The following is a 25,076-nucleotide window of genomic DNA, read 5'->3' on the forward strand; positions in this document are numbered from 1 at the left end:
AGAAAACTGAAAGTTGCAAATACAACTAAATAGATCGATTATTTTGCGTTTTAATCTGCTACCAAAGAGATCGCATGTTTGACAACAAACGTGACCCACAATGGCAGATAAATTGATTGAAGTCTCGGCTCTTATCGAAGGTGGAAAAGCTTCTGGAGGCCCTCCTATTGGTCCAGCCGTTGGTCCAACTGGAGTTCCTATTAAAGACGTGGTCGATGCAATCAACGAAAAAACTAAGGACTTTAAAGGTCTTAAAGTTCCAATCACAATTTTGGTGAACCCAGTTGATAAAAGTTTCCAAATTATTGTCAGCACACCCATGGCCTCCGCACTCTTGCTTAAAGAACTAGGCATTGCTAAAGGTTCGGGTGAGCCAACCACCAATTTTGTCGGGGATTTACCATTCAGCGCTATTTTGAAAATTGCCCGGATGAAACAAGATTCTTTGAATGCTTTAGATATGAAAAGTCGAGCAAAAACAATTATTGGTACTGCTTACTCTTGTGGCATTAAAATAGATGGGAAAACTGCTCGGGATATTTTAAAGGAGATCGATGCAGGTTCCTATGATGACCAAATAAATGCGGAGGAGGCTTAAAGAGATGAATATTAGTGAAAAAGAAGTTCAAAAAGCCTTGGAATTAGCGCTTGAAAATTCGGTCATTAAAAAGGAAGGTAAACCTGATAAAATTCGAAAATTTGATGAAAGTGTTGATTTGATTATAAATATTCGTGATGTTGATATTAAAAATCCTAATAATCGAATTGATAATGAAATCTTATTACCTCATCCTATCCCGAATAATTTGACCAAAGATGAAGTTTGCTTCATTGTAAAAGACCAGATGGAGTTGGATTTAAAGGAATCTGGCTATCATGTGTTGAACCAAAACGATTTAAATGAGTTACAAAAGAAATCGAAAAAAGAAAAGAAAGAAGTGGCTAAGAAATACAAATATTTCGTTGCTCGGGCTGATTTAATGCGTGATTTAGCCAGAGTATTAGCCCGCTTTTTAGGTCAACAAGGAAAAATGCCTCGTCCCCAACCCAAAGGTTTTGGTGTGATTCGACCAAATGAAGATTTGAGCAATTATTTGCCCTTATTGAATCGCATCGTGAAAGTATCAATGAAAAAGCAACTTTTGATGCAACTAAAAGTAGGTAAGAAGTCCCAATCAAAAGATGAATTGATGGATAACATCAAATCTGTGCTTAATTTTATCGAAGGGCAGCTACCAGTTGGAAATAATAATGTTCGCTCTATTTATTTAAAAACAACGATGGGTAAGCCAATAATGATTAAAGAAGCACAGAAAGGAGGCAAAAGGTGAGCAATAAATGGTGGTCAATGATCATAAAATCTCCCCTGTAAAAATTCAAGAAGTTGCTCGTATCCGAAAGTTGATTGATGAATTTAATGCTATCGGATTGGCTCGTATTGAAAAAGTACCTGCGAAAGCATTACATAATTTACGGGACTCATTAAGAGGAGATGTTGTAATTACAGTTTCGAAGAAAAAATTGCTTCGCCGCGCTTTTACCGAATCTGGAAAAGAAAATTTGGTTGAGTTAGCAGATCAGATTCAAGGAATTACTGCTTTACTTTTTACAAATATGAACCCTATTAAATTAGCTCAATATTTGGAATCGAAAGCAGTTAAAGGTCCTGCAAAACCTGGTGATATAGCTCCTGCAGATATTACTGTGAAAGCTGGAGATACAAAAATTGCACCTGGACCAATAATTTCTGAATTAAATCAATTCCTAAAAGTTCCAACAATGATTAAGAACGGAACTATTCACATTCGTTCTGATACTATTACTCACCATCAAGGGGATATAATTAATGAAAAGCAGGCACAACTGCTCGCACGTCTTGGTTTAGAACCAATGACAATTAAATTAGATTTCTATTCTGCATGGGAAAAGGGTGAAATTATTCCTGAAGAAGTATTGCACCTGGATGAAGAAGAAATCATGGGAAATGTGCGATTAGCTGCTTCACAAGCTTTGAATTTGGCGTTAAATGTTGGCATGATTACTGATGAAACAATTACTCCATTAATTCAAAAAGCTGCAAAGAATGCTATCAGTTTAGCATTAGAATTGCCTATTATCATTCCCGATTTACTTGAACAATACGTGCAGAAAGCCATTCGACAAGCATCTGTAGTCAATGCGGCTGCATTAGGTATTGAAGTTGCCCAACCCGCAGCATCTGAACCTGAACCTTCGAAAAAAGAAGAACCGAAGGAGGAGGAAAAAGATGAACCTGCAGGATTAGGTGCCTTGTTTGGATAATTGTATTTCAAAAATTTAATCCAAAATTTAAAATACTCAAATTTTTTAACCAAAACTAATAAATAAATATATACATAGGAGAAATCAAAATGGAATCTGTATACGCTGCATTATTGCTTCACAAAGCCGAAAAAACAATCGATGAAGCAAGCATCGAAAAAGTGTTAAAAGCTGCAAGTGTCACTCCAGATAAAAATCAAATCAAAGCCCTTGTGGCAGGATTAGAAGGAAAAGACATTGACGAATTAATTGCCAGTGCTTCAGCGGCTCCAGTAATGGCTGTTCCCGCAGCTGGTGCTGCTCCAGCAGCAGAAAAGAAAGAAGAAAAGAAAGAAGAGAAGAAAGAAGAAAAACCAGAAGAACCAGCTGGTCTCGGTGCTCTTTTTGGATAAACTAAAAGGTCATCGATTAAATTTTCAAATCTTTCTTAATCATTTTTTTTATTACCTTTTTAATATTTGTTTTATATGTTATTTTGGTGCGAATAAGTTTAAGATTGAAGCAGCTGCGAAATAGTTTATTAAATTTAAATTGAGTGTAAAAAACAAATCTACAGTAAATTTGAAAGAAAGATTGATATTTTAAATGCCTATATATTGGCCACATATTGAATAAATTTGGGATGTATGTAGAATTATGAAGAACATAATCTTCATAAGGAATATTTCTGAAGATCCCTTGAATTTTATGAATTTAGATGTTGATTATGATGTGATTATTGTTGGAGCGGGTTGTGCAGGACCAGCAGCTGCAAAAAAAAGCGCAGAATTAGGCTTGAAGACTTTACTTGTTGAGAAATCTCTTGATCCTGGTGCAAAGAACGTTTCTGGGACATGTTTGAATATGGCTGCACTTGGAGATGCTGATTTACATTATATAATGAAATGTCCAATTGAGCGAGAAATTCATTCGATGCGAACTTATCATATCAGTAAAGATAGAACAACAGTATTTACTGAAATGCCCAAAGAAGGTGTTCTATTGCTTTCTATCCGTCGTGATGAATTCGATAAGTGGCATACTGAACAAGCAAGACAAGCTGGGGCTGAAATTCGTTTAGGAACTGCTGTGGTTGATATAATTCAAGAAAATGATACCGTCAAAGGTGTTATTCTTGAATCTGGAGAAAAATTGAAGTGTCATGTTGTTATTGATGGTGGTGGTGTCAATTCAATTGTTGGAAGAAAAGCAGGATTAATTCCAAAACGCTCTGGTAAAAATATGATCTTGTACATTACTGCTGCTGTGTATTTAGGTGAAGAAATCATTAATGAACGCTTTAAAGATGAGCAAGGTGGTTGCTGCATTGAGTACTATTTGGCTCCTGGTACTCAATATAAAACTTGGCCCTGGATTTTTCCTAAGAAAGATACAGTTACTTTAGGAACTGGAGGGTACATGACCCAAGAGTTAATCAATGATGAATTTCCAACAGTTGAGCAGTATATGCGTAATTTTATGAATCTTCCAATTATTCAGAAAAAAATTGAAGGTGGGAAAATTGAATCATGGGGTCTGCATTTAGAATATGATAACAAAATTGAACAAAAAACCAAGAATGGTTTAATCCTTACTGGTGAAGCCGGAGGATTTGTTATTCCATTTTTGGGGGAAGGAATGCCAGAAGCATTTTTAACTGGTATTTATGCGGCTAAAACTGCTGCAACTTGTATTAAAAAAAGAGATGTATCCCAGTCTGCCTTAAGTGAAATTTATGAAAATATGATTCAAGAGAATCTTTTCCTTCAAGGTTTTATGTATGTTGGTGAAGAGAATAAAAAATCTATTCTTAGTAAATCTGATGAAGAAATTGTGGAAATGATGCAATCTGTAATTATGGGTGGGGGATTTATTACCAATACTGTTCACACAAAGTGGTTTAAAGGTGTTGAAAATGGTTCCATTGATGAAGTAGAAGAAGCTAAAACTTTTTTGGAATTTATTCAACCGTATCGGCAGGTTTCTACAGATTATATGGATATATATCGTGAAATGCGCGCTCAAGTTAATTCCAATACATTTAAAAAATCCGAAAAGGGAAGTGAAGAAAAATAATGCAGATTGAGATGAAATTTAGATATTATGATGGAGACCCCGGAGAATTTATCAAGGTTATTGAAGATAAATGCACTGGCTGCGGTCAATGTGCTAAATTTTGTACAACAAGAGTATGGAAAAAAGTTGGAAACATATACAAACCTGTCAATCTCTCTAATTGTGTTGAATGTGGTGCTTGTTGGAATGTATGTACCGCTGACGCAATCGATTTTGGAGAACCTCGTGGAGGAACTGGAGTAAAATTCTCATATGGTTAGTGAAGTGTTTTTTTTTATAATGAAAATGAAATAAAATCATTAAAACAAATTAATTAAGAGTTAAAAGGTAAAAAAAATGAATGAAACAGTAGAAAGTGAAGTATATAAAGAAAAATCTGAGAAAGCAGAAACATTTCTCGAAATTTTGGATCGAAATCGTTTAAAATTTATCGATCCAAAAGTAAAAAAAGCCTTTAACACTTGGAATAAAGTTGTTCAGTATTATTTTACAGATACAGGTGAATACTGGCATTTTAAACTTGAAAAAGGTATTCCTGGGCCATTAATTCAGTCTAAAATCGAAAAACCTGATATATTATATGAAATGTCAAAGGATACATTTTTAGCAATAGACAAGAAGGAGATTTCTGGTATGAAAGCATATAGCCAGAAACTGGTAAAAGTCAAAGCAAAGATGCCTGATTTGTTGAAACTTCAAAAATTAGATAAGGTTTAGTAATAGATATTTTTTCCTTTTTTCTTTAATCTATATTCTATTTGGAATAATTTTTCTTCTGTTTCACTGCTTAATTACTCATTTTCATTTAGAATATATTGGTTAATCTGTGAAAAGAAGATGTTCTTTTTATTTGGGACGATAAACGTCATCACACGGACATTTCAATAAATTAGCCAATTTTTAGATTTCATTCGATTAATTGTTAATCAATTTTTTATCTTTTTTAAAAAATTTAAAAATAGTTTATAGAAGGAAATTTTCTTTAATTTTATATTCTTTTAAAGGGAAACTTTATATATTTTTGTCCTTCTATATATTTATGATAAAACGAGATCAATGGATTAAACTCATTAAAAACTTTGCTGAATCCCCATTGCCATCAAATATTCACTCCAGATCTCTTCAAATACCAATTGAATTAACAACAAATCGCACAATTAATATAATTGGACCACGTAGATGTGGAAAAACTTATGAAATGTTTATATTGATTCAACAACTCTTAAAAAAAAAAATCCCAATTAATCAAATATTATACATAAATTTTGAATCAATTGATTTGTTTGGTGTTAATATTCATGATATGATTGATTTCTTGGATATTTTTTATACTATTTATCCAGAAAATTATTCAAAAGAAATCTGGTTTTTTTTGGATGAAATTCAAGTTTTGACAAATTGGGAAATATGGGTTAGAAGTTTAATAGATAAAGGAATTCATGTATATCTCTCAGGTTCATCATCAAAATTATTAAGTAAAGAGATTTCTACACAAATGAGGGGTAGAAGTTTGATATATGAAGTTTATCCTTTGAGTTTTCGAGATTATCTCACATTTCAAAGCTTTACTTTAAATAAATTTCTATCTTCAAAAGAAGAGAATATATTAAAAAATCTTATATGGAAATTTCTAAATTGGGGCTCTTATCCTGAAGTTTGTTTATTAGAGCAAGTAAAAGAAAAAATATTGCATGAAATAATCGAGGTAACAATTCAAAAAGATATTATTGAGAGATATAATATTCGTAATATAAAATTACTTCGAATTCTATTTAAGGCTTTAATTAACTCAAAACAATTTTCAGTAAATAAATTTTTTAATTATTTAAAAACGTCTGGTTTTAAAATAAGTAAAAATACATTATACGATTATTTAGAATATTTAAAAGATTCTATGATTATTTTTCCGTTAAAAAAGTATGCAAAATCGTATAAAACTGAGGAAAGTTCAATACGTAAAATATATTTTGTAGACAATGGAATATTAAGGATATCAGGCGTAGAAGATCGTGGTAGATTACTAGAAAATTGTGTTTATATTGAATTACTAAGAAGAGAAGGTGAAGAAAATATTAGATATTATACTAAAAATGGAAAAGAAATTGATTTTGTGGTGAAGAAAGGTGCTAAAGTTAAACAATTAATTCAAGTATCATATACAATTGAAGATTTTCAGACAAAAGATAGAGAGTTTCGTGCTTTAATAATTGGTAGTGAAGATCTAAAATGTCAAAATCTTTTACTTTTAACATGGGATAGTGAGGGTGAAGAAGAATTCAAAGAAAAAATCATTCACATCAAACCACTTTGGAAATGGTTATTAGATATTTAAGAGATAAACGTTTTAATTAAGTAAGTTATAAGAAAAATTTTGAAACAGTTCTCAAGCATTCGACAAAAAGATGATCTTCCAAAATAACAGCATTATCTAATATTTACATCAACAAGAATAAATAAAATGGATATTTGGAATATATTATAAACAACTTACCCCAAAACATGCATCAAATTTCTCGATTCGGCGCATGTTATCCAAAATTTAATAAGATTTCATTTTTCATAAACATTACGAAATCTGTCAGAATAGCTTTGAAGGTTCCTCTTACTCGACAGGGGCGAAAATGGTATTTGCATGATATTTTAGCAATATTGTGTTATTCTTGGATTCGGAGGATCTCAATTCATCATGCTTGTGAGAAATTAAACCGCTGAGCCCAAAAATATCTGCATTTCACCCCTCAAATATATGCTGATGGTAGATTTTCACGCGCTTTCCCTCATCAAACTACTGTAAATGATTGGTTACGCACTCAGACTCTTCTCAATGTTGAGAATGTATATCGAATCGTGTTTGAAAAAATGATTCGGCTTGTTTTTCTTAGAAATCGAAAAACTCATTCCATTATAATAGAATTTGATTTAACCTATTTAGGCTACTGGGGAAAACGCAGAGATTTAAAGATTAAAGGCAGTAAAATGGTGAAAGGAACCGGAAGAATCCGTCATTATCATGGCGCTATGATTCATGGACTGCACAAATCTCTCTATATCGGATGTCATCATGTGGCTAAAGATGAATCTAAAATCCCATTTATGCTTGATATTGCAGATTGGTTATTAAATTTAGGTCTTAAAATCAAAGTTTGTGTGATTGATCGTGAATATTATCGCCAAAATATCCTAAGATCATTCAAAGGCAGAGGAATTCCTGTAATTACGCCTGCAAAAAACTACAAACAACTCAAAAAAGCAAAAAGGGAATAAATTTTGGGAAATAAGGGGAGAATTCAAACTTTTACAATAAGAACTAAGAATAAAAAGAACCGAAAACGAAAATTGACACGTTGTTGGGTTCATTTATTTCCTCGAGGAAAACAGAGATTAAATGATTTGAAATACGCCTATCGACAAGGACAACTAAGTTTAGACAAAGTATGTGAACAACTATATGGATTAATTACGACTATTGCACCACAATATCGCTCAAAATCTTTCGTGTATCTAATAAAGCGATATTACAAAATAAGATGGCAAATAGAGACCGCGTTTCGTGATATGGATATCTACAAAGGACTTTGGCGCTCAAACGATGATGGAACGCGGCTTTTTGCTGAAATGGGTAGATATTTACTCTTTAACTTCTGGTAAATTGAACGGGATCAAATCTTCCCAAATCATCAAATGACGTTCCAAGAATATCGCAATTGGCTTGTGGATGAATTTACTCAGACTATTAATTTATAACGTGCTTTAATTTTATCAAAATCTGGTGGTGGACGAGGAAAATGTAAAAAAAGTTATTTCATTGAGAACTCTTAAAAAAAAGAATATTACGTAAAAATCTTTTAGGATAATATTTATTTTGTTATTTTTTCAGGTACTGATTTTTTTATTGAAGGTAGAGGTGCTTGCTCTTTTGGTTCTAAACGCTCATAACCAAAATAATCAATAATATCTCCCCAATGTGCATTTACAATGTTTATTACTTCATCCGAAATATCAAATTTGTTCACTTGGTATGTTTTTTGACTATCAATATGTGCTTGGAATCCTTTTTTTGCTTCTTCCCAATTGGTTAAATTAAATTGGCGGTAAATCTTCTCCATATGGCTCATTGGATCTTCTAAAAATTTCTCATATTGAATTTCTATATAATTTCCATCAGGGATTATTTTCTTTGCCTTTTTCCACATTTTTACCATTTCACTATAGTGATCTAAAATCTCTTCTTTGAGCATGTCATCAGTAAAATTCTGTAATGTGTATAGAGGAACAACTTTCTGATAATAATGCAAATTTGATGCATATAGCGTGTAAGGATTTCGATATGTAAAGATAAATTTAGCGTTTGGATATTTTTCTAAAATGTATTTGACTCGAAAACAAATAGCAGGATTTTTCAAATATAATTGTTTACCATCATAAATATAATCTAAGATACGGAGAAGATAATCATATTGTTTTTGCCATTTGCGGGCATCTTTGGGAAGATCGTGGAAGCTGTGGTACTTGGCAAATTCACGAAATTTCTGTGGAAAAACCATACCATGATAATATCCATATTTTGAATATGTTCCTAAGCAGTATTCTTCTTCTGTGGGTTCATCAGCTCCCATAATAACATTATCCATTGGTCGTGTTTCTGGTAATGAAGCATCAATAATTTTGCGGGTAAGTTTTGGAATTGCTAAGAAAAATGAAAAAGCATAACCAATCAGATTTGAAACGTATCCTTTGGATTTATCCTTTGAAAGTGTTGTAATTAAGTAAGTAGTTCCTGTTCTATAATTTCCAACTATAAAAAGTGGATCAGTTTTAATTTCGCGCCCTTTTAGGGCTTTTCGTAATTTCTGTTTTTGAATTATTCGCATTGGTACTGTAAAAATCGAAAGAGCAAAGGCATAACCCAAACGTAACCAATATTTTGGATGAACCTTAAAACGCCCCATCCATAAAACTCGGAAAAGATTGCTTAATTTATATCCTGCCATAATCTCTTCCGAGACAACTAGCCAATCTGGTTTTTCTTTCATATTAAACACTAAACTATTAACTTTTGATTAGTAATTTATTTTATTAATTAAATAAGTATTTGTTTTTTAAGTTTATCAAACTTATTCGCACTGAATCAAGAAAAAATGTAAAAGCTATCCATTTTTGTCTAAAAATAAAATTTGAATAAAATTTGGTAAGAGTATAATATTTTTTCAAAAAATTTAAAGAAGTATATCAAAAAAGCTTTATTTAAAATTCTATTTTAGTTAATTTATTTTACTTATTTTATGATTGGTAAAATAAAATGATAATTCAAAATACAAATTATTAGCCATATTAAGTAGTTCATTTTAAAAGGATATATTTATAATTTTCAAATAGGAACAAGAGAATGACTGACATAATATTCCATGTGGATTTAGACTGCTTTTTTGCAGCAGTAGAATTACTCGATCATCCAGAATTAGTCGGTGTTCCTTTAATTATAGGGGCTGATCCAAAAAAAGGAAAAGGGAGGGGGGTAGTATCAACTTGTTCCTATGAAGCACGAGATTATGGTGTTCATTCTGGTATGCCAATTTCTCAAGCATATGAACTTTGTCCATTTGCAGTTTATCTTCGACCGCGATTCAACCGAATCAAAGAAATTTCTGAAAAAGTAATGAAAATTCTTCAAAATTATTCAAGTATTTTCCAACAAACAAGCATCGATGAAGCATATCTTGATATGAGCAATATAATAAGTAATTTTAAACAAGCCGAGAAAGTCGCTTTTTCAATAAAGGAAAAGGTGAAGTCTGAAGTAAAAGTGACTTGCTCTATTGGTGTTGCTTTTTCTAAAACTTTGGCAAAGATTGGATCTGATTATCATAAACCTGATGGAATTACAGTAATAACACCAAATAATTATAAAGATTTACTTCAGAATCTTCCAATAACTGCAATTCCTGGAATAGGAAAAAAAACCAAAATTTTTTATTATTCCAAAGGAATCCATACTTTTAAGGATATTTACAAGTTATCATTACCAGAAATCTCTAGAAAATTAGGAACTTCTGGAAAATGGTTATTCAATGTAACTCATGGCGAAGATGGACGAAAAGTACATGATTCTCGGAATAAATATGATCCAAAATCTATAAGTTCTGAACGAACATTTCGCGAAGATATTGATGATTTTTCTTTAGTTATGGAAAAAATAGACTTCATGAACCGAAAATTACATAAAAAAATGAAGAAACACAGCATGTTTTATCGAACAATATCTATAAAAATCCGATTTCAAGGATTTATTACATACACTCGTGCTCAATCATTAACTTCTCCAACTTGTTCAATTACTACTGCAAATAATATAATTCAAGAGCTACTTGAAGAATTTAAACATTCTGAAAGAAAAATACGATTAATTGGAATTAAATTTTCAAATTTCATGATTGAAAAGAGTAAAAATCAAAAAAAAATAACTGAATTTTTAAAATAATTATTTTTTGATAGAAAATTCTCAGTTATAACAATTTCCTTAATGTTTCTTGTAATTCTTCTAATTTATATGGTTTTACCAAGCTACCTGAAAATCCATAGTCACGAAAATGTATCATAATTTTATCTGTTGCATAACCACTTGATGCAATTACTTTGATTGATGGGTTAAGCCTTAATAATTCTTGTAACGTTTCAACCCCTCCTTTGCCTCCTCTAATTGTTAAATCTAAAATAACAATTTTGAATGGATCATGTGCATCTAAATATTTTTTAAAGATTTTAATTGTTTCATCAGAATTTGATGCAGAAACTACTTCAAAACCTAACTGAGTAAGCATTTTATTTAATACTTTCAAAATTATCATTTCATCATCCATTATTAGAATTTTTCCAGTAAATTGCTTTTCAACGGGGATTTGTTCTTTTATTTTTGAAATTTCTGCGTATTCTGCTGGAAGATATAATGTAAAGGTGATTCCTGCTCCAAGTTTTGATTTGATATCAATATAACCCAGATGTTGGTCGATGATGTTTTTTACAATCGAAAAATTCACATCTTGACTTATATATTCACTCTGATGGATTTCATCAAAAATAAAGTCCAGTTCTTCTTTGGGAATTCCAATGCCTTGATCTTGAATTTCAATAACAACATAATTGCCTGGATTAAACATGTTTGAATTTTCTTTTTCAATAGTTTGGTTATAGGCTTTGATTTCAATTTCTCCGCCTAAAGGCATGGCCTGAATACTATTTAACACAATTTGATAAAAAACTAAACTTATTTGCGTTTTATTTATGAAAATTGGCCATAAATCTTGTTTTAAATCAAATTTTGCAGATACATTACTTCCAGAGAGAGTAAAATTTATCATTTCATTCAAAATTTCTGGTAGTGCAACAAGTTCTTTTTCTTTTTGTTCTTCAGCAGAGAATGTCAATAATTGTTTAGTTAAATGTCGTGCTTTTTCGATTCCTGTCTCTGCATCATTTAATAAATTCCAAATCTGATCTTCTTCTTTGATTTCAAATTTAGCTAAACTCACATTTCCTAAAATACTTGTCAAAATGTTATTAAAATCATGTGCTAAACCGCTTAGCAATTGGGATAATGATTTTATTCGTAAAGCTTTTTGTAATTCTTGCTGAAGAAGATATTTATCGGTTTGATCATATATGCGTATAATTGAACCTGTGATCTCACTTAATTTATCTTGTGATTTAATTACATCTATTATAATTTTTGTATAATACTCTCTGTTTTTTTTATCTTTTAAACAAGTTGGATATTTAATATTAACTGTTTCCTTTGTTTTTAATGCTTTTTTAAAGAAATAATCAAAAGTTGAATCTTTATTCTGATTTTGAAGATTAATTACTTCTGATACTGATTTATTCTTGAGTTCTAATTCTGTTATATCTAAAATTTCACATGCTTTAGAATTACAATGTAAAATTTTTCCCAAAGCATCTGTAAAAATTATTCCTTCATCAAAGGAATTAAGACTTGTCTGAAATCGTGGGTTGTTTAAAAATTCCATATAACTCATTAATTGATCTCTTAACGAAAAAACTTTTCTTTAATAAAATTTATTGAAATTATTTCAAAAATGTTCATAAAAAAAAAAGAAAGAAGAAAGAAATCGATTTTAGCATTAATTTATACCATTTATTTGATCAATTTAGTTAACTATTGATATTCTATATAATGTACGGGAGCAATATTTCGATTTCGAGTCGAAAGAACTTGTCTATAAAACTTTCGTAATAATGCTTTGCCACCTTGAATTTTCTTCTGTTCTAGCTGTTTTACATAATCAACTAACAATTCGTTAACTGGAAGATCCATTCCATATGATTTACCAATTTCAAGAATTTTTCCATTAAGATAATCAATTTCAGTGATTCTTCCTGCTCTAATGTCTTGCAGCATTGAAATTATTGCATTTCGATGAGGGTAAACAATTCGACTCAATACTGTACGTGCAATGGCATAGCTAATGATATCGTAGATATAAAGTACCTCTGGGTAGAGTTTTCCTTCAAATGGATTTAAAGTGATTCCATGTTTTGTAGCAACATCAACCATTTCTTTCCATGCCCATAGACATAAATAAACACTCTCGTTAGAATTTGCCAATTCACCCAAAGCACAATCACCAATAGCGCTTAATGGGTTGATTACTGAATTTATAAGAACTTTCATCCAAATATCACCTGCTATTGTTTCAGAAATAATTAAAGGTGCTACTTTTTCTAGAGAATTTCTTATAAAATCAGGAACATCACTACTTTTATTATCTTTTCCAGATATTCTGCCTAAAACTAATGTACCTTCAGATGCTTGAATTGAAACACCAAGAGAATCCTTTTTGATATTAAATCCTACAACACATCCAAACACATTATCAAAAAGTGAAGTTGCTGCAATATCATATGCGATCAATCCATTTTGGAGTGAAACTATAGGGATATCAGATGAATAAACTTCTCCAAGTTGCTTTATCAGATCAATAGTATGATTCGCTTTTAATGTTATTATGATATAATCGGGTTTAAATGGATTATCTTTTAACTCATCCATAGTTAAGACTTCTGCCATTCCCTCTAATGTTTCATCATTTTTGATATATCTTGCAGGATTTTTTGAAAAATGATCTTTATGATGTGCTTTACCTAAAATCTTTACTGGAATGTTATGATATGCCAAACTTCCTACAACTGCACATCCAATAGCACCAGGTCCGACAACTAAAATTTTTACAGATTCATTTCCTTCAACCATGATTTTCCCTCCTTAAATGCTGTAAGATTAAAACTCTGTGCAATTGGATTTTTCGCAAAATGTTTTCTGACATTTTTCTTTGCAATTTTGGGATCTAATCCTAATTCAGTAAATTCACTTAATGCACCAAAAATAGCAATATTTGTTGGTTTAATTCGAAAAGAAATTTTCTTTTCATAGTCTAAACTATTAAAAAGATATAACTTTTTGACCAGTTTTCGGATTTCTGCATCAATATCTTTTTCTTCTGGGAAATGTTCCAAGTCGAAATATACTGTATTCCTAATTTCATATCTATTTCCCATTATAACAATTGGATGGGATTTACTCGCATATAAATAGCGTAATGTTTCTAATTTTTCCATTCCTATTAAATAATCAGTATCCTCAAGTGCAAATACAGGGCAATCATTGTCATTTACTGCTAAAAGTGATTGTACGGATCCACCACGTTGAGAAAGACCATGTATCTCATTGAAACAGACTTGCTTTTCTAATGAATGGTAGGTTGCGGCAATCAGATTCGCTAGGGTAATAACACCTTGACCTCCTAACCCTACTATTGCGATATTTATTCTATTCTTCATAATTTCACCTATTTTTCTCCTTTTATTAAAATTGCATTCACAGGACAAACATTTATACACAAATCACAAGCAATGCAGCTATTTTGATTAATGACAAAATTTCCATCATATTTCAAGATAGAAGGACAGCTAAAATCATATAAACAAGTTCCACACTTCGTGCATTTGTCTTGATCAATGTAAACTTTTTTATTTCCTTGCTCGAAAATTTTCTGACTCCTAAAAAGGTCAATAACACATATACCAGTGAATATAACCACTGAAGGTCCATCAAATGCTAATGCTTCTTTAAAGATTTTTATATTTTCTTTAATATTTTCAACAGGTACTCTTTTAACCCATTGAACTCCACATCCTTTAACTACTTTTTCGATATCAATTTGAGTCTGTTCAGGGGCGATACGTTCTGGTGAACCAGCAGTTGGTTGACCACCAGTCATTGATGTTAAATAATTATCTAAAATTGCTACTGTAATCTTTCGATTATGCATAACTGCATCTAGCAATGGTGGAATACCTGCATGAAAGAATGTTCCATCACCAATCACAGCAATTACAGGTTTATCATTCGTGATTGAAAATCCTAAAGCTGTTCCAATACCACCTCCCATACATAACCAAAAATCTCCGACTTGAACTGGGGGAACTTGTCCCAAAGCATAACATCCAATATCACTTGGAATAATGTCATCATAGTTAGTCGCTTTCTTAATTACGTAAAATGCACCTCTATGAGGGCATCCATCACATAATCGTGGTAATGTTCTAGGAATTACCAATTCTTTTTGAGTCAAGATTGGTGCGAATGGAAGTGAAGGTTTGATTTTCGGAGTAAATGTTTCTGAATTTGTTGGATCTCCTTTTATATGTTCGAAAGTAATCGCTAATGCTTCAGCAACAATCCTATTTTCTTGGGGTACTTCAAGTTCACTTTTTCCATATACTTTTTTTTCCAAATGATTCTTCCCAATTATTGCTAGAAATTCTCTCTCTAAATATGGTTCAAGTTCTTCAATAAAATAGAGGTATTTGAAAGGTTTGATCATTTCTTGTATTAAATCTTCATTCAAAGGATGAATAGCAGATATTTTTAATATCGGTAAGTTTAATTCATAATAATCGTTTAAATAGGCAACAACTGGGTAAATTGCGCCATGAGTAATGATTAACTTCTCAGAAGACTGTGATTTCCCACTTGAAGAGATTAATGGATTTAAAGCTGTAAAACTCTTATCAGCTATAAATTGAAGAAGTTTGTTGTGTGCATTTTTATGTAGAATATATCGTGCGGGAATTTGATAATTAATATCCCTGATGAATTCACCATTATGGGGTAAATTTTCTTCAATGGGTATGTATTCTACCTCACTTGTATTTAGTGCAGTAAAATTCGTAAGGCGCAAGATGCATATTTGATTGTATTTTTCTGATAATTCATATGCTACTTGGATCATATCGATAATTTCTTGGTTGGTGGATGGCTCAAAGACTGGAAGATGTGCAAATCGCCCCCAAAATCTGGAGTCTTGTTCATTTTGACTTGACAAGCATCCAGGATCATCTACAACAACAAGTAGCATTCCCCCCAATACTCCAAAATATGCCATGGCCATCATTGCATCTGATGCCACGTTTAATCCAACATGTTTCATAATTACTGCAGAGCGAACGCCTGACATTGCAGAAGCAGCTGCAATTTCAAAAGCAACTTTCTCATTAACTGAAAATTCAAAGTAGAGCTTCCCTTTTTTAGATAACTTATATAATTCTGTTTGAATTTCAGTGCTTGGGGTTCCCGGATATGCTGAGGTGACTCCAACTTTTGCTTGAAGTAGCCCTTGAACAACTGCGTGGTTTCCTATAATTAATTTTTTCTTTGTATTATGATCAAGTTCTAACATTAATTTCAAATAAATGTCTTCAAATATATATTTTATCTTATGATTCGCATTTCTCTCAAAAAAACATTCATAGTTTAATGAGTTATTATTTCATGTGAAAGAATGTCCTTAAAAGTTCCAAATCTTTATGTAGACCACAGTTCAATATGTAGAATTTATGTAGATTTTGTTTTATTTAAATAAACAAGTTTTATATTAAATAAAACAGAAAAAAATCATCCATCATGCAAAAATTTTAAAAAGTTAATTGAAAGAGAACATATATGGTGAAAAAGAAATTGCAAGGATTTGTACATTTCATAAAAAATCGAAAATATCAGATTGCAACTATATTAATAATTTTAGGTTTTGCTGGTAGCTATACTTATAGCTATTTAGAGCAATATTCATTAATAGATTCTAATTGGGGATATCCTGCAAATGCTCAAGAGTTAACCGTAGAAAATGCAGCAGAATGGGCTGCGGATTGGTTTGTCCGAATTGTCAGATCTGACGGTTCTTATAGATATATTTATTATCTTGATAAAGATTCCTATAGTTCTTCATATTCCTATCTCCGACATTGGGGATCCGTTTATTCAATGATTTATTATTACCAGTATAATCCTAATCCTGCGCTTTTGAAAGCAGTTCGTAAAACCATTGATTGGGGTCTAAAATATTTCAGCACCTTTGAAAATGATTCTAATATTGGATATTTTTTTTATCAATACTCTTCATCATCTGGTGGTCCTGCTTTGGCATTAATGGCTTTAACTCAATATAGACAATTAACTGGAGATCAGAGATATGATACATATATTAGCAAATTGGGTAATTTTCTTCTCTGGATGCAAGAATCTAACGGAAAAATTCGCTCCATGTACATATACAATGGAATTGTAAATGGTGGAGAAGATAATCCTTTTTATCCATCAGAAAGTTTGTTGGGATTAACCCTATTGTATAAATTAACAGGAGATAATAAATATTTAACCGCTTTACAAAAAGCTTATGTATATTATAATAATTTAGATAATTTCGATTATTATGCTTCAGAAAATACACCTTTCATTCCTTGGAGTACTTCAGCTTTTTCAGAATTATATCAAATCACTGGAAACTATACTTATGCAGATTTTGCATTTAGGATGATTGATCATCGATTAAAAAGTCAGAATACTTTCGAATATTATGATAAATTTGGAAATAATTTACTTGGATGTATTAGTCGAAGTGTTGCAGTTTCTTCAACTTTGGAAGGACTTGGTGATTGCTATGCTGCTGCAAAGATGGCGAATGATACTACAAGAATGGCTGATTATGAATATAGAATGCGTATTGGGGTTGAATGGGTTCTTTCATTACAAATGCGGTATGATCAATGTAAAGCAATGAATTTAACACATCCAGAACGCGCATTTGGTGGATTTCGACACAGTTTTGAATATTCAGATAATATGACTATGCGAAATGATTATACGCAACATACATTAAGCGCATTAACAAAATATTTACGATTTTTCCCTGAATCTGTTATTAATTCTACAATTTTTCGAGTTCCTGAAAATGTAAGTTATTCCAGTGCTTTAGATTCTATTTCAATTTCTAAATAAATAAATAAATAAATCAGTTGTTAAAGAAAAATTAGACAACCAAGGTATTTCTTACCTTTTTTTGAATTTTTAATTATTTTAAATAAATTTTATTAACACACAAGATTTTTGAAACACAATGGCATCGTTACGAGAAATCCTTAAGCAAGTAAAAAATGGCAATATTAAAATTATCGATGCAGAAAAAACCATCAAATTAGATTATATTGAGAATCTGGATAATTATGCTCAATTAGATCTACAGCGTCATCATCGTACCGGAGTACCTGAAGTAATTTTCTCAGAAACTAAAGATAACCAAACATTAATTAAAATTACAAAACGAATTTTGGAAAAAAATCATTTTGCACTTTTATCTCGCGTCACATCGTCACAATTCAAAATTCTTGAATCTAATTTTTCAGATAGAGATGAAATAAATTATTTTCCACATCCTGAAGGTCGAATTGCTATGGTAGTGGAAAGTTCATATTCAATTCCCAAGAATAAAGGTCTTGTGGGAATTATTACAGCAGGTTCATCAGATCGACAAGTTGCTGAAGAAGCAAGACTGATCCTGCATTATATGGGTTATTCGTGCTATAAATCATATGATATAGGAATTGCTGGGATGCATCGTATTTTTCCTCCTTTAATTGAAATGATTTCACAAAATGTAAATGTAATAATTTGTGTTGCTGGTATGGAAGGTACTCTACCAGGGGTGGTTGCGTCGCTTGTGGATGTGCCTGTTATTGGTGTTCCCACCTCAACCGGATATGGCTTAGGAGAAAAAGGCATTGGCGCCCTTACCACAATGCTTCAATCTTGTTCTCCTGGATTGGCTGTTGTTAATATCGATAATGGATTTGGGGCAGCTGTGTATGCAAGCCTTATTATAAATCAAATTATTAATAATGAAAAATAAGGAAAAATCAAACAAATTACTGATAAAATTCTAATTTTTAATGATTTTTCCTATTCTTTTATTTCTTAAGAATATAAAGAAGATGAAGGAATATTCTGCTATATTCAAAAATTGAAAAATATCTACAAATTTGGGCAAATAAGAGATTTTAAATTCTCAAACATACAAGATAATTATATGCTAATTCAAACAGCAGAGTCAGCAGCAATCCAAAGTTTAGTAATTGGTGGAATTATCATTCTGATTTTTTTAGGAATAAGCATAATGCTTCTTCATAGAAATCGAAATAGATTAGCAATTTCTTTATCGCTTTATTTTATTTTTACAGCGTTAGGACTAACTGTTAATTTTCTTTATAGATTATTAGAAATATTGGGAGTATTATCATTTGAAAATTCTCAAAATGTGATTATTTTTTCAGTATTAAATTTATTAACTTTATATTTGACAACAATAGCAGGGATTCATCTTTTGAATTTTAATTTAATATTATTTTTCTCAACTAAGATATTTAACAAAAAACGTCAATTAGTAGTCGTTCTTCTTTATGCTTTTATATTGATTGGTTTATTTGTAATCGGTTTTTTACCATTCAATATTGGAGGCGAATCCATTTTGGGTATCACTTGGGCGGAACATCCTTCTCCAAGCCAGAATTCAATAGTCCCTTACTACAATATCTATTTAGGAGGGTACTTTATACTTATGTCTCAGATTGTTTTTGTTTTTATTCTATATTATTCAATTAAAATCACAAAAAAAATGGGAAAGAATAAATATAGCAAGAAATATCTGCGAAATATCATTGGAATTCTGTTTTTTGACCTTCAGTTAATTGGTGCATTTATTGCTAATACTTTTGGTTCATCAATTATAGCTCGTGATATTGGATTATGGTTCCAGTTACTGTTTACAATTCCTGGTGCTCTCTTTTTAGCATTTGGATTAAGAAAAGAACCTGAAAATGATTAAATTATATGATTTTCGGATGATTTTCGGATAATTTTTTATAATTTTTTTTTTTTCAAAGAATTTTAAGATTTTTACACCAATTTTATACCTAAATCTTTTAAAACCTTTCTAACTTTAAATGTATTTAATGAAAAAATGGTCAATAGAAGCATTACATCAAATTCGTAAAGAAAAACACAAAAACCTCCATATCATTGATATAATCGATGGTCATGCTTATGATTATGAACCGATTTTCTCATCCGAAGAGGAAGCGTTAATAAAAATTAAGAAAGATGTTATGGATTTAATAGAAGATACCTATGATTTTTTTCCTGGAACTATTCATTTTGATTCAAGCATGATTTTATGTGTATTTTATCATGAGAAAAAAAAAGATATGATTGGAACTATCGCTCTTTATCTCTTTCATCAAAAAAATGTGGATTATATTGAATTAGGATTGTCGCTAATTTCCAAAAAGTATCGAAAAATGGGATATCAATCTGTTGAAGCCAGACGAATTAGGGAATTTGCGTATTATTTTCTTCGTCAGGGTAATCCTTTCTATCTTTCTGCACGTATGGCATCTGCTACAACTCAACTTCAAGTTCAAAGAGGAAAGATGAAAAATGCTCAAGGGAAAATTGTTAATGTTGCATATCCAAAAGGATTTTTATCTCATTATATTGCAAATAAGGATGAACAAGGCAATTTTCTTTTAGAATTCGGGCTTTTCTACGATGCTTGGCCAACTTTAGAAAAAATCATTAAAAAGAAGATTTTTCTTCCAAATATTGCCAAAGTAAAAGGATTTCAAATTTTTCAAACAGAATTTCGTTCTGATCTCGAGCCTGTTTTTCATTCTATCGATATTACAGAAGATCATTACATTAAATTTGAAAATCGAAAGTACAGCTGGACGGTAATAAAACCATATCTAAAAATTTTTGGTGACTTTAAATCTGCGAAAACCATTCGATATAGCATAGAAAATGCCTTTTTGTATTCTGAATTAGCTGCACCAGATAAAGATCATCTCGCTATTGCCATAGAGTCTGTAGAATCGTTAAATTTCTTGGAATTGATTGAAAATCGAATGAAGTCTATTAATGTAACTTTACAAGTATCTGATTTTTCTAAAGAAGAATCCATCGTAGCAAATTTAGCACTAATGAAAATACTGATTGAAAATGGATTTGCACCTATTTGTATTTATGATATTAAATATATTAAGAACAGAATCCGCGTTTGTTTGTTTTCACGCTGGCAACATATTTCACTACAACCTTACTTTGAATTTTTGCACTATTATCATTCGGCTTTTAAAATATTCTGGCATGATTGCCGAATTCAAGGATTAACTTGGGATCCTAAAGTTGAAGTTTTAGATGAAGAAAAAATTACCGGAAAAATCTTAGTAGAGCGCTTTAAAACGATCCTCTAATTTAAGAGCTAAATCACTGAAGGTTTCTTCCATTCTTTTTGCGAATTTTTTAAATTTTTCAACTTTTTGAGTCTTTATATCAAAATTACTATATCGATTAAAAAATTGATCTAATGTTGAATTCATCGCATCAATTATGGGTTTTTCATTTGTGTCCTTTTCAATAATACAGAAAATAAGAATTGGAGGTTCTTCTGAAGATTCTTTTCCAGTTGAAGGTAGATTTCGAGATATTAATAAAATAGGGAAATTTCCTATTGAAAATTTATTTAAATCATCATGAAACGTTTGATTGACAAAATTAAAGATTCCGTTGAATAGATCACCAAGCATTTCCTCTGAGATAAATCCTTCTTCAGGATAGAATTTTTTGTCGACTAATATAGTCCCTTTGAAAATAATCCCTGTCACCAAGATTCCCATTTTTTTTCTAGTAATCTTTTAGGTTTGAAGTATATTAAAGTTATCTTTCAATATCGTTCATATTTAGAAAGATCTTAAATGATTGACCCAATATTGAATATCAGAACTACAAAAATGATTAAAAATGAGAAAATAACTTAAAAAAAATGAAAAGGGATAAAAAAATGCTTTAAAGAGATGCTAATATTGAAGGATCAACAAACCAATTAATAAAACTTGTAGTAGTTGATCCACTTGGAATATTTGGTGAATCTAAACTGATTAAATCATTTAAATCTACCAATTTTTCCACAAATAATTCCATTTGGGCGAGATCCATTTGATAAACATAACCAATATTTGCCATTGCAAGAGTTGCCTGTTCTTCAGATAGATTCATTTTATCCATAGCAATCTGTTTTGCTTCATCCCAATTATTTAAAATCCATTCAGTGGCTTCTTTATGCACTTTCAATACTTTTTTAACTGTGCTAAGATCAGAATTTAGAAAGTCATTATATGATGCAATAATACAACAAGGATGATTAGGCCAAACATCGCTACTTTTATATAAATATTTCCCAATATTGTTTTCAGTTCCTTTAATACAATAAGGTTCCCATGCAACATATCCATCAATTGAGCCTTCTTGCAGGGCTAGTACCATATTAGATGGTGCCATTCCAACAGTTAAATTAATATCAGCATAAGTCAATCCTGATTTATTTAAAATCATACTCAAAATAAAATCTTGCATATTGTGTCTGGAAGGGACTGCAATGGTCAATCCTTTCAAATCTTCTCCCGTTTGGATGCTAGAATCATTTCTTACAATCAATGCAGACCCGTTTACATTTACTCCTGCCAAAATTGTAATATTTGCTGCTTGATTTGTAAATCGATGAAAAAGTGCAGGTGCAAAACCAAAATATGCCATGTCAATACCACGATTAGACGCTTCAAATGCAGTCATTACATCTCCACCATTATTAAATGCAACACTTTGAATTTTAATATTTTCTTGCTGATATAATCCTTGTTCAACTGCAACATAAAAGGCAAGTTGGTGAAGATCGCCTTCTAAATAACCAATACGTACATCTGCATCATTTTGATCAAAGTAATATATTCCAACACCAATTCCTGCTACTAAAACGATTCCCAAAATGAGAAAAACCATACTTTTTCGTGAAATCATATAAAATTACTCCTTATTTTCGACAAAATAATGATGGTGTTGGGCATATTTGAACCATTGTGTTCATAATACTACATAAAAAACAAAACTGTTTTATATCCCAAAATATTAATTGTAATTAAATCGATTAATATGCCATCCACTAGAAATCTTGTTAAGAAAAAACATCTTCATACAACTCTATCAGTTTCTTCTTATGAAGCAATAAAAAAATTGGCTCTTCAGTATGGGACAATTTCAAATGTAATTGAAGAAGCATTAAAACTCTTAAAAATCCGTGTACATATGTTGGATAATTTAAAAAAAAGTAATTTAGATGAATACCAACTTTGGCATTTAATGCGATCAGATTTCAATATGCTGGCAGTAGGGCGAACGACTTTTCTTTCCTATATCGATAAAATACCCACTGAACCACAAGAAAATAACAATTGTGTTGAGCTAATTGAATGGTTTTATGATAATAGGCCGATTAATCGTTTAACTCTTTATGAAATTCTTACAGCAATTAAGCAAATATGGATTGCAGGGAATTATTTTTGGAAAGTTCAGATAAAAGCACAAGATGAAAATGAATCGGATGAATTCTATGCAAAAAAATTTGAAATAACTTTTTTTTATCATTTTAATCAAAAAACGTATGGAATTTATTGGAGTGAATACTTTAAAACTGTATTAGAGAAACCCCCAATTAGCTGTAATTGCCAAATCTCGCTACGTAATGAAAGTTTTTATATGATTATCACTCAAAACACCAAAATGATTGAAAAATAACTGGAAGTTTTAAGTAATGAAATTCAAAAATCGAAAAAAATTCATGGTTATTCTATATTATATTGTAGGGTTCACAATTTTTATTACTTCATGGTATCTATTTGTTATCATCCTCCAATTAATTACAAAAGGTTCTCGCGTAGTTCCTTATCCTCATGAAGCGTTCAAATCTTTCTTTCTCTTGCTATATAATCCAATTGATGGGCAAACTCTTATTACTCATGTTACTGCCAGTCTTATTAGAGTATTTATTGGTGTTTTTTATGCTTGGATTATTGCTGTTCCTCTTGGAATTGTTTTAGCACTTACATCATTTTTGGATCGCATTTTCCAGCCAATTATTGAAATGATTCGCCCTATTCCTCCTATTGCATGGATTCCTTTTGCCATTATTACCTTTGGATTAACCACTACTTCTAATGCATTTATTATATTTATAGGTGCGTTTTTTCCACTTTTTCAAAATGTTTATGACGGAGTAAGGCAGAGTAGTGTTGTTTATCAAGATGTTGCCCGTTCTTTAGGGGCAAAGAAAATTCAAGTAATTTGGGATGTAATCATTCCTTCTATCACTCCTAATATGCTAACTGGAACAAAAATTGCAGTAGGTGTTGGTTGGATGTGTGTAATTGCTGCTGAAATGATGGGCATATCTGGAGCAGGAATTGGATATTTCATAAATTATATGAAAAATATTGGTTATTACTCATATATGGTTGCAGGAATGCTTATGATTGCCCTTGTAGGTTTATTGATAAATGGTGTTTTTTTTTTAATTGAGAAGTATTCACTAGCATGGAAATATAACTCAGAAAATTAATGTAAGTGTTCATCATGTTTACAATAGACATCAAATCTAAATCCTTCTCTAGACCAAATAATTCAGAAAATATAGTATTAAAGAATATTCAATTTAAGATTGAAGATCACGATTTTCTTACAATAATCGGTCCAAGTGGTTGTGGAAAAACCACATTATTACGAATTCTGGCTGGATTTGATCAGAAATTCAATGGATCAATCCAATACCTTTCCAATTCGACAGAATTGTCTGACTTTGATCAACATTCATCCAAAAAAGATAGTTCTTCTCAACAGAAAAATATGGAAAAAAAAATCAAGATATATAAATCCCTAAAAAGTCTAGGAAAAGTGGGCTATATTCCACAAGAGTTTTCATTATTTCCTTGGTTGACAATTGAACAAAATATTCGGTTTGGTTTGAATATTAAAAATATTCCGAAAAAAGAGCAAGATGCTGTTGTTTCACGGTTATTAGATTTAGTTGGAATGCGAGAATATAAAGACTATTTACCAAAAGAAATTTCTGGAGGAATGCAACAAAAAATTGCCATATGTCGGGCTATTGCAATTAATCCTACTAGTAATCTTATTGTTATGGATGAACCCTTTTCAGCACTTGATTCACAAACTCGAAATGCCCTGCAGAAAGAACTTCTTGATATATGGAAGCGACAAAATCTAACTATTGTTTTTGTCACTCACAATATTGATGAAGCAACTTTTTTGAGTAAAAGGGTACTAGTTTTAAGTACTAATCCTGCAAGTATAACCAGAGAAATTTTGATCGATCTACCCCACCCACGTGATCGCACCAGCTTGGCATTTAATACCATTCGAAAAGAATTACTTAGTTATGTACAAAAAGAATAAATTAAGTATTATATAGGTG

At 31.0% G+C, this 25,076-nt stretch carries 26 protein-coding genes; 19 read left to right on the plus strand and 7 right to left on the minus strand.

Annotation, left to right across the window (positions count from 1 at the left end; genetic code table 11):
• The first annotated feature begins 100 nt into the window (after positions 1–100).
• The 11 genes from ACXLDF_RS07355 (at position 101) to ACXLDF_RS07405 (ending at position 8,004) form a co-directional block, all read left to right on the plus strand.
• A complete protein-coding gene (locus ACXLDF_RS07355; RefSeq protein WP_457557859.1) occupies positions 101–598 on the plus strand; it encodes a 50S ribosomal protein L11 in 498 nt (165 codons plus the stop codon).
• Between the two features lie 4 nt (positions 599–602).
• Positions 603–1,331, plus strand: coding sequence for an uL1 family ribosomal protein (locus tag ACXLDF_RS07360; RefSeq protein ID WP_457557860.1), 729 nt, complete (start codon positions 603–605; stop codon positions 1,329–1,331).
• Positions 1,332–1,338: 7 nt separating this feature from the next.
• A complete protein-coding gene (locus ACXLDF_RS07365; protein ID WP_457557861.1) occupies positions 1,339–2,301 on the plus strand; it encodes a 50S ribosomal protein L10 in 963 nt (320 codons plus the stop codon).
• An 89-nt stretch (positions 2,302–2,390) separates the two neighbouring features.
• Positions 2,391–2,693 carry a P1/P2 acidic ribosomal protein gene (locus ACXLDF_RS07370; protein WP_457557862.1) on the plus strand — a complete coding sequence of 101 codons (303 nt, stop codon included), beginning with the start codon at positions 2,391–2,393 and terminating at the stop codon, positions 2,691–2,693.
• Positions 2,694–2,937: 244 nt separating this feature from the next.
• A complete protein-coding gene (locus tag ACXLDF_RS07375) occupies positions 2,938–4,356 on the plus strand; it encodes an NAD(P)/FAD-dependent oxidoreductase (RefSeq protein WP_457557863.1) in 1,419 nt (472 codons plus the stop codon).
• Positions 4,356–4,616 (plus strand): ATP-binding protein, encoded by a 261-nt coding sequence (locus ACXLDF_RS07380; RefSeq protein WP_457557864.1) that lies wholly within the window; start codon positions 4,356–4,358, stop codon positions 4,614–4,616. The genes ACXLDF_RS07375 and ACXLDF_RS07380 overlap by 1 nt, the downstream gene beginning before the upstream one ends.
• 76 nt (positions 4,617–4,692) lie before the next feature.
• Positions 4,693–5,073, plus strand: coding sequence for an SCP2 sterol-binding domain-containing protein (locus ACXLDF_RS07385; protein ID WP_457557865.1), 381 nt, complete (start codon positions 4,693–4,695; stop codon positions 5,071–5,073).
• Positions 5,074–5,395: 322 nt separating this feature from the next.
• Positions 5,396–6,688 carry an ATP-binding protein gene (locus tag ACXLDF_RS07390; RefSeq protein ID WP_457557866.1) on the plus strand — a complete coding sequence of 431 codons (1,293 nt, stop codon included), beginning with the start codon at positions 5,396–5,398 and terminating at the stop codon, positions 6,686–6,688.
• 167 nt (positions 6,689–6,855) lie between these two features.
• Complete coding sequence (locus tag ACXLDF_RS07395; protein WP_457557867.1) at positions 6,856–7,068, plus strand: hypothetical protein; 213 nt, start codon at positions 6,856–6,858, stop codon at positions 7,066–7,068.
• 147 nt (positions 7,069–7,215) lie between these two features.
• Entirely contained in the window at positions 7,216–7,620 is a 405-nt protein-coding gene (locus tag ACXLDF_RS07400; RefSeq protein ID WP_457557868.1) for a transposase, read from the plus strand.
• A 3-nt stretch (positions 7,621–7,623) separates the two neighbouring features.
• The gene (locus ACXLDF_RS07405; protein WP_457557869.1) at positions 7,624–8,004 is read left to right on the plus strand and encodes a hypothetical protein; all 381 of its coding nucleotides are present in this window, start codon (positions 7,624–7,626) and stop codon (positions 8,002–8,004) included.
• Between the two features lie 209 nt (positions 8,005–8,213).
• Here ACXLDF_RS07405 and ACXLDF_RS07410 read toward each other — a convergent pair whose 3' ends face one another.
• Complete coding sequence (locus tag ACXLDF_RS07410; RefSeq protein ID WP_457557870.1) at positions 8,214–9,389, minus strand: sulfotransferase family protein; 1,176 nt, start codon at positions 9,387–9,389, stop codon at positions 8,214–8,216.
• A gap of 353 nt (positions 9,390–9,742) precedes the next feature.
• Between ACXLDF_RS07410 and dinB the strand changes: the two genes are divergently transcribed.
• Positions 9,743–10,834, plus strand: a complete 1,092-nt coding sequence (gene dinB, locus ACXLDF_RS07415; protein WP_457557871.1) for a DNA polymerase IV — start codon at positions 9,743–9,745, stop codon at positions 10,832–10,834.
• Positions 10,835–10,859: 25 nt separating this feature from the next.
• Here dinB and ACXLDF_RS07420 read toward each other — a convergent pair whose 3' ends face one another.
• From ACXLDF_RS07420 to ACXLDF_RS07435, 4 genes are all read right to left on the minus strand, one after another.
• The gene (locus ACXLDF_RS07420) at positions 10,860–12,386 is read right to left on the minus strand and encodes a hybrid sensor histidine kinase/response regulator (protein WP_457557872.1); all 1,527 of its coding nucleotides are present in this window, start codon (positions 12,384–12,386) and stop codon (positions 10,860–10,862) included.
• Positions 12,387–12,526: 140 nt separating this feature from the next.
• Positions 12,527–13,621, minus strand: a complete 1,095-nt coding sequence (locus ACXLDF_RS07425; RefSeq protein WP_457557873.1) for a ketopantoate reductase family protein — start codon at positions 13,619–13,621, stop codon at positions 12,527–12,529.
• Positions 13,597–14,208 (minus strand): 2-oxoacid:acceptor oxidoreductase family protein, encoded by a 612-nt coding sequence (locus ACXLDF_RS07430; protein ID WP_457557874.1) that lies wholly within the window; start codon positions 14,206–14,208, stop codon positions 13,597–13,599. Before ACXLDF_RS07430 ends, ACXLDF_RS07425 begins: the two co-directional genes overlap by 25 nt.
• Before the next feature lie 8 nt (positions 14,209–14,216).
• Positions 14,217–16,109 carry a thiamine pyrophosphate-dependent enzyme gene (locus ACXLDF_RS07435; RefSeq protein ID WP_457557875.1) on the minus strand — a complete coding sequence of 631 codons (1,893 nt, stop codon included), beginning with the start codon at positions 16,107–16,109 and terminating at the stop codon, positions 14,217–14,219.
• A gap of 263 nt (positions 16,110–16,372) precedes the next feature.
• Between ACXLDF_RS07435 and ACXLDF_RS07440 the strand changes: the two genes are divergently transcribed.
• The 4 genes from ACXLDF_RS07440 to ACXLDF_RS07455 all read left to right on the plus strand — a co-directional run bounded on the left by ACXLDF_RS07440 (position 16,373) and on the right by ACXLDF_RS07455 (position 21,009).
• A complete protein-coding gene (locus ACXLDF_RS07440) occupies positions 16,373–17,704 on the plus strand; it encodes a hypothetical protein (protein WP_457557876.1) in 1,332 nt (443 codons plus the stop codon).
• Between the two features lie 118 nt (positions 17,705–17,822).
• Positions 17,823–18,611: a nickel pincer cofactor biosynthesis protein LarB gene (gene larB / locus ACXLDF_RS07445; protein WP_457557877.1), complete on the plus strand. Its 789-nt coding sequence runs from the start codon at positions 17,823–17,825 to the stop codon at positions 18,609–18,611.
• A gap of 177 nt (positions 18,612–18,788) precedes the next feature.
• Complete coding sequence (locus tag ACXLDF_RS07450; RefSeq protein WP_457557878.1) at positions 18,789–19,583, plus strand: hypothetical protein; 795 nt, start codon at positions 18,789–18,791, stop codon at positions 19,581–19,583.
• Positions 19,584–19,710: 127 nt separating this feature from the next.
• Positions 19,711–21,009 carry a hypothetical protein gene (locus tag ACXLDF_RS07455; RefSeq protein ID WP_457557879.1) on the plus strand — a complete coding sequence of 433 codons (1,299 nt, stop codon included), beginning with the start codon at positions 19,711–19,713 and terminating at the stop codon, positions 21,007–21,009.
• Here the strand turns inward: ACXLDF_RS07455 and ACXLDF_RS07460 are convergent.
• Together ACXLDF_RS07460 and ACXLDF_RS07465 are read right to left on the minus strand one after the other, a co-directional pair.
• Positions 20,980–21,432, minus strand: coding sequence for a hypothetical protein (locus ACXLDF_RS07460; protein ID WP_457557880.1), 453 nt, complete (start codon positions 21,430–21,432; stop codon positions 20,980–20,982). The two genes, ACXLDF_RS07455 and ACXLDF_RS07460, sit on opposite strands and share 30 nt — an antisense overlap.
• Before the next feature lie 169 nt (positions 21,433–21,601).
• A complete protein-coding gene (locus ACXLDF_RS07465) occupies positions 21,602–22,609 on the minus strand; it encodes an ABC transporter substrate-binding protein (protein WP_457557881.1) in 1,008 nt (335 codons plus the stop codon).
• 132 nt (positions 22,610–22,741) lie between these two features.
• Between ACXLDF_RS07465 and ACXLDF_RS07470 the strand changes: the two genes are divergently transcribed.
• Genes ACXLDF_RS07470 through ACXLDF_RS07480 form a run of 3 tightly spaced genes read left to right on the plus strand, consistent with a single transcriptional unit; the run spans position 22,742 to position 25,057 of the window.
• Complete coding sequence (locus ACXLDF_RS07470; protein WP_457557882.1) at positions 22,742–23,383, plus strand: hypothetical protein; 642 nt, start codon at positions 22,742–22,744, stop codon at positions 23,381–23,383.
• Between the two features lie 16 nt (positions 23,384–23,399).
• Complete coding sequence (locus ACXLDF_RS07475) at positions 23,400–24,203, plus strand: ABC transporter permease (RefSeq protein ID WP_457557883.1); 804 nt, start codon at positions 23,400–23,402, stop codon at positions 24,201–24,203.
• 14 nt (positions 24,204–24,217) lie between these two features.
• Positions 24,218–25,057, plus strand: a complete 840-nt coding sequence (locus tag ACXLDF_RS07480) for an ABC transporter ATP-binding protein (RefSeq protein WP_457557884.1) — start codon at positions 24,218–24,220, stop codon at positions 25,055–25,057.
• Positions 25,058–25,076 lie beyond the last annotated feature (19 nt).

This window comes from Candidatus Harpocratesius sp., assembly GCF_054039255.1.

Excerpts from the sequence above, each read along its gene's own strand:
- ACXLDF_RS07395 (WP_457557867.1), top strand. The coding sequence starts at position 6,856 with ATGCATCAAATTTCTCGATTCGGCGCATGTTATCCAAAATTTAATAAG.
- ACXLDF_RS07390 (WP_457557866.1), top strand. The coding sequence starts at position 5,396 with ATGATAAAACGAGATCAATGGATTAAACTCATTAAAAACTTTGCTGAA.
- ACXLDF_RS07430 (WP_457557874.1), bottom strand. The coding sequence starts at position 14,208 with ATGAAGAATAGAATAAATATCGCAATAGTAGGGTTAGGAGGTCAAGGT.
- ACXLDF_RS07465 (WP_457557881.1), bottom strand. The coding sequence starts at position 22,609 with ATGATTTCACGAAAAAGTATGGTTTTTCTCATTTTGGGAATCGTTTTA.
- ACXLDF_RS07475 (WP_457557883.1), top strand. The coding sequence starts at position 23,400 with ATGAAATTCAAAAATCGAAAAAAATTCATGGTTATTCTATATTATATT.
- ACXLDF_RS07440 (WP_457557876.1), top strand. The coding sequence starts at position 16,373 with ATGGTGAAAAAGAAATTGCAAGGATTTGTACATTTCATAAAAAATCGA.
- ACXLDF_RS07480 (WP_457557884.1), top strand. The coding sequence starts at position 24,218 with ATGTTTACAATAGACATCAAATCTAAATCCTTCTCTAGACCAAATAAT.
- ACXLDF_RS07450 (WP_457557878.1), top strand. The coding sequence starts at position 18,789 with ATGCTAATTCAAACAGCAGAGTCAGCAGCAATCCAAAGTTTAGTAATT.
- ACXLDF_RS07365 (WP_457557861.1), top strand. The coding sequence starts at position 1,339 with ATGGTGGTCAATGATCATAAAATCTCCCCTGTAAAAATTCAAGAAGTT.
- ACXLDF_RS07355 (WP_457557859.1), top strand. The coding sequence starts at position 101 with ATGGCAGATAAATTGATTGAAGTCTCGGCTCTTATCGAAGGTGGAAAA.
- larB (WP_457557877.1), top strand. The coding sequence starts at position 17,823 with ATGGCATCGTTACGAGAAATCCTTAAGCAAGTAAAAAATGGCAATATT.
- ACXLDF_RS07455 (WP_457557879.1), top strand. The coding sequence starts at position 19,711 with ATGAAAAAATGGTCAATAGAAGCATTACATCAAATTCGTAAAGAAAAA.
- ACXLDF_RS07420 (WP_457557872.1), bottom strand. The coding sequence starts at position 12,386 with ATGAGTTATATGGAATTTTTAAACAACCCACGATTTCAGACAAGTCTT.
- ACXLDF_RS07435 (WP_457557875.1), bottom strand. The coding sequence starts at position 16,109 with ATGTTAGAACTTGATCATAATACAAAGAAAAAATTAATTATAGGAAAC.
- ACXLDF_RS07470 (WP_457557882.1), top strand. The coding sequence starts at position 22,742 with ATGCCATCCACTAGAAATCTTGTTAAGAAAAAACATCTTCATACAACT.
- ACXLDF_RS07400 (WP_457557868.1), top strand. The coding sequence starts at position 7,216 with ATGATTCGGCTTGTTTTTCTTAGAAATCGAAAAACTCATTCCATTATA.
- dinB (WP_457557871.1), top strand. The coding sequence starts at position 9,743 with ATGACTGACATAATATTCCATGTGGATTTAGACTGCTTTTTTGCAGCA.
- ACXLDF_RS07425 (WP_457557873.1), bottom strand. The coding sequence starts at position 13,621 with ATGGTTGAAGGAAATGAATCTGTAAAAATTTTAGTTGTCGGACCTGGT.
- ACXLDF_RS07360 (WP_457557860.1), top strand. The coding sequence starts at position 603 with ATGAATATTAGTGAAAAAGAAGTTCAAAAAGCCTTGGAATTAGCGCTT.
- ACXLDF_RS07375 (WP_457557863.1), top strand. The coding sequence starts at position 2,938 with ATGAAGAACATAATCTTCATAAGGAATATTTCTGAAGATCCCTTGAAT.
- ACXLDF_RS07370 (WP_457557862.1), top strand. The coding sequence starts at position 2,391 with ATGGAATCTGTATACGCTGCATTATTGCTTCACAAAGCCGAAAAAACA.
- ACXLDF_RS07385 (WP_457557865.1), top strand. The coding sequence starts at position 4,693 with ATGAATGAAACAGTAGAAAGTGAAGTATATAAAGAAAAATCTGAGAAA.
- ACXLDF_RS07460 (WP_457557880.1), bottom strand. The coding sequence starts at position 21,432 with ATGGGAATCTTGGTGACAGGGATTATTTTCAAAGGGACTATATTAGTC.
- ACXLDF_RS07380 (WP_457557864.1), top strand. The coding sequence starts at position 4,356 with ATGCAGATTGAGATGAAATTTAGATATTATGATGGAGACCCCGGAGAA.
- ACXLDF_RS07410 (WP_457557870.1), bottom strand. The coding sequence starts at position 9,389 with ATGAAAGAAAAACCAGATTGGCTAGTTGTCTCGGAAGAGATTATGGCA.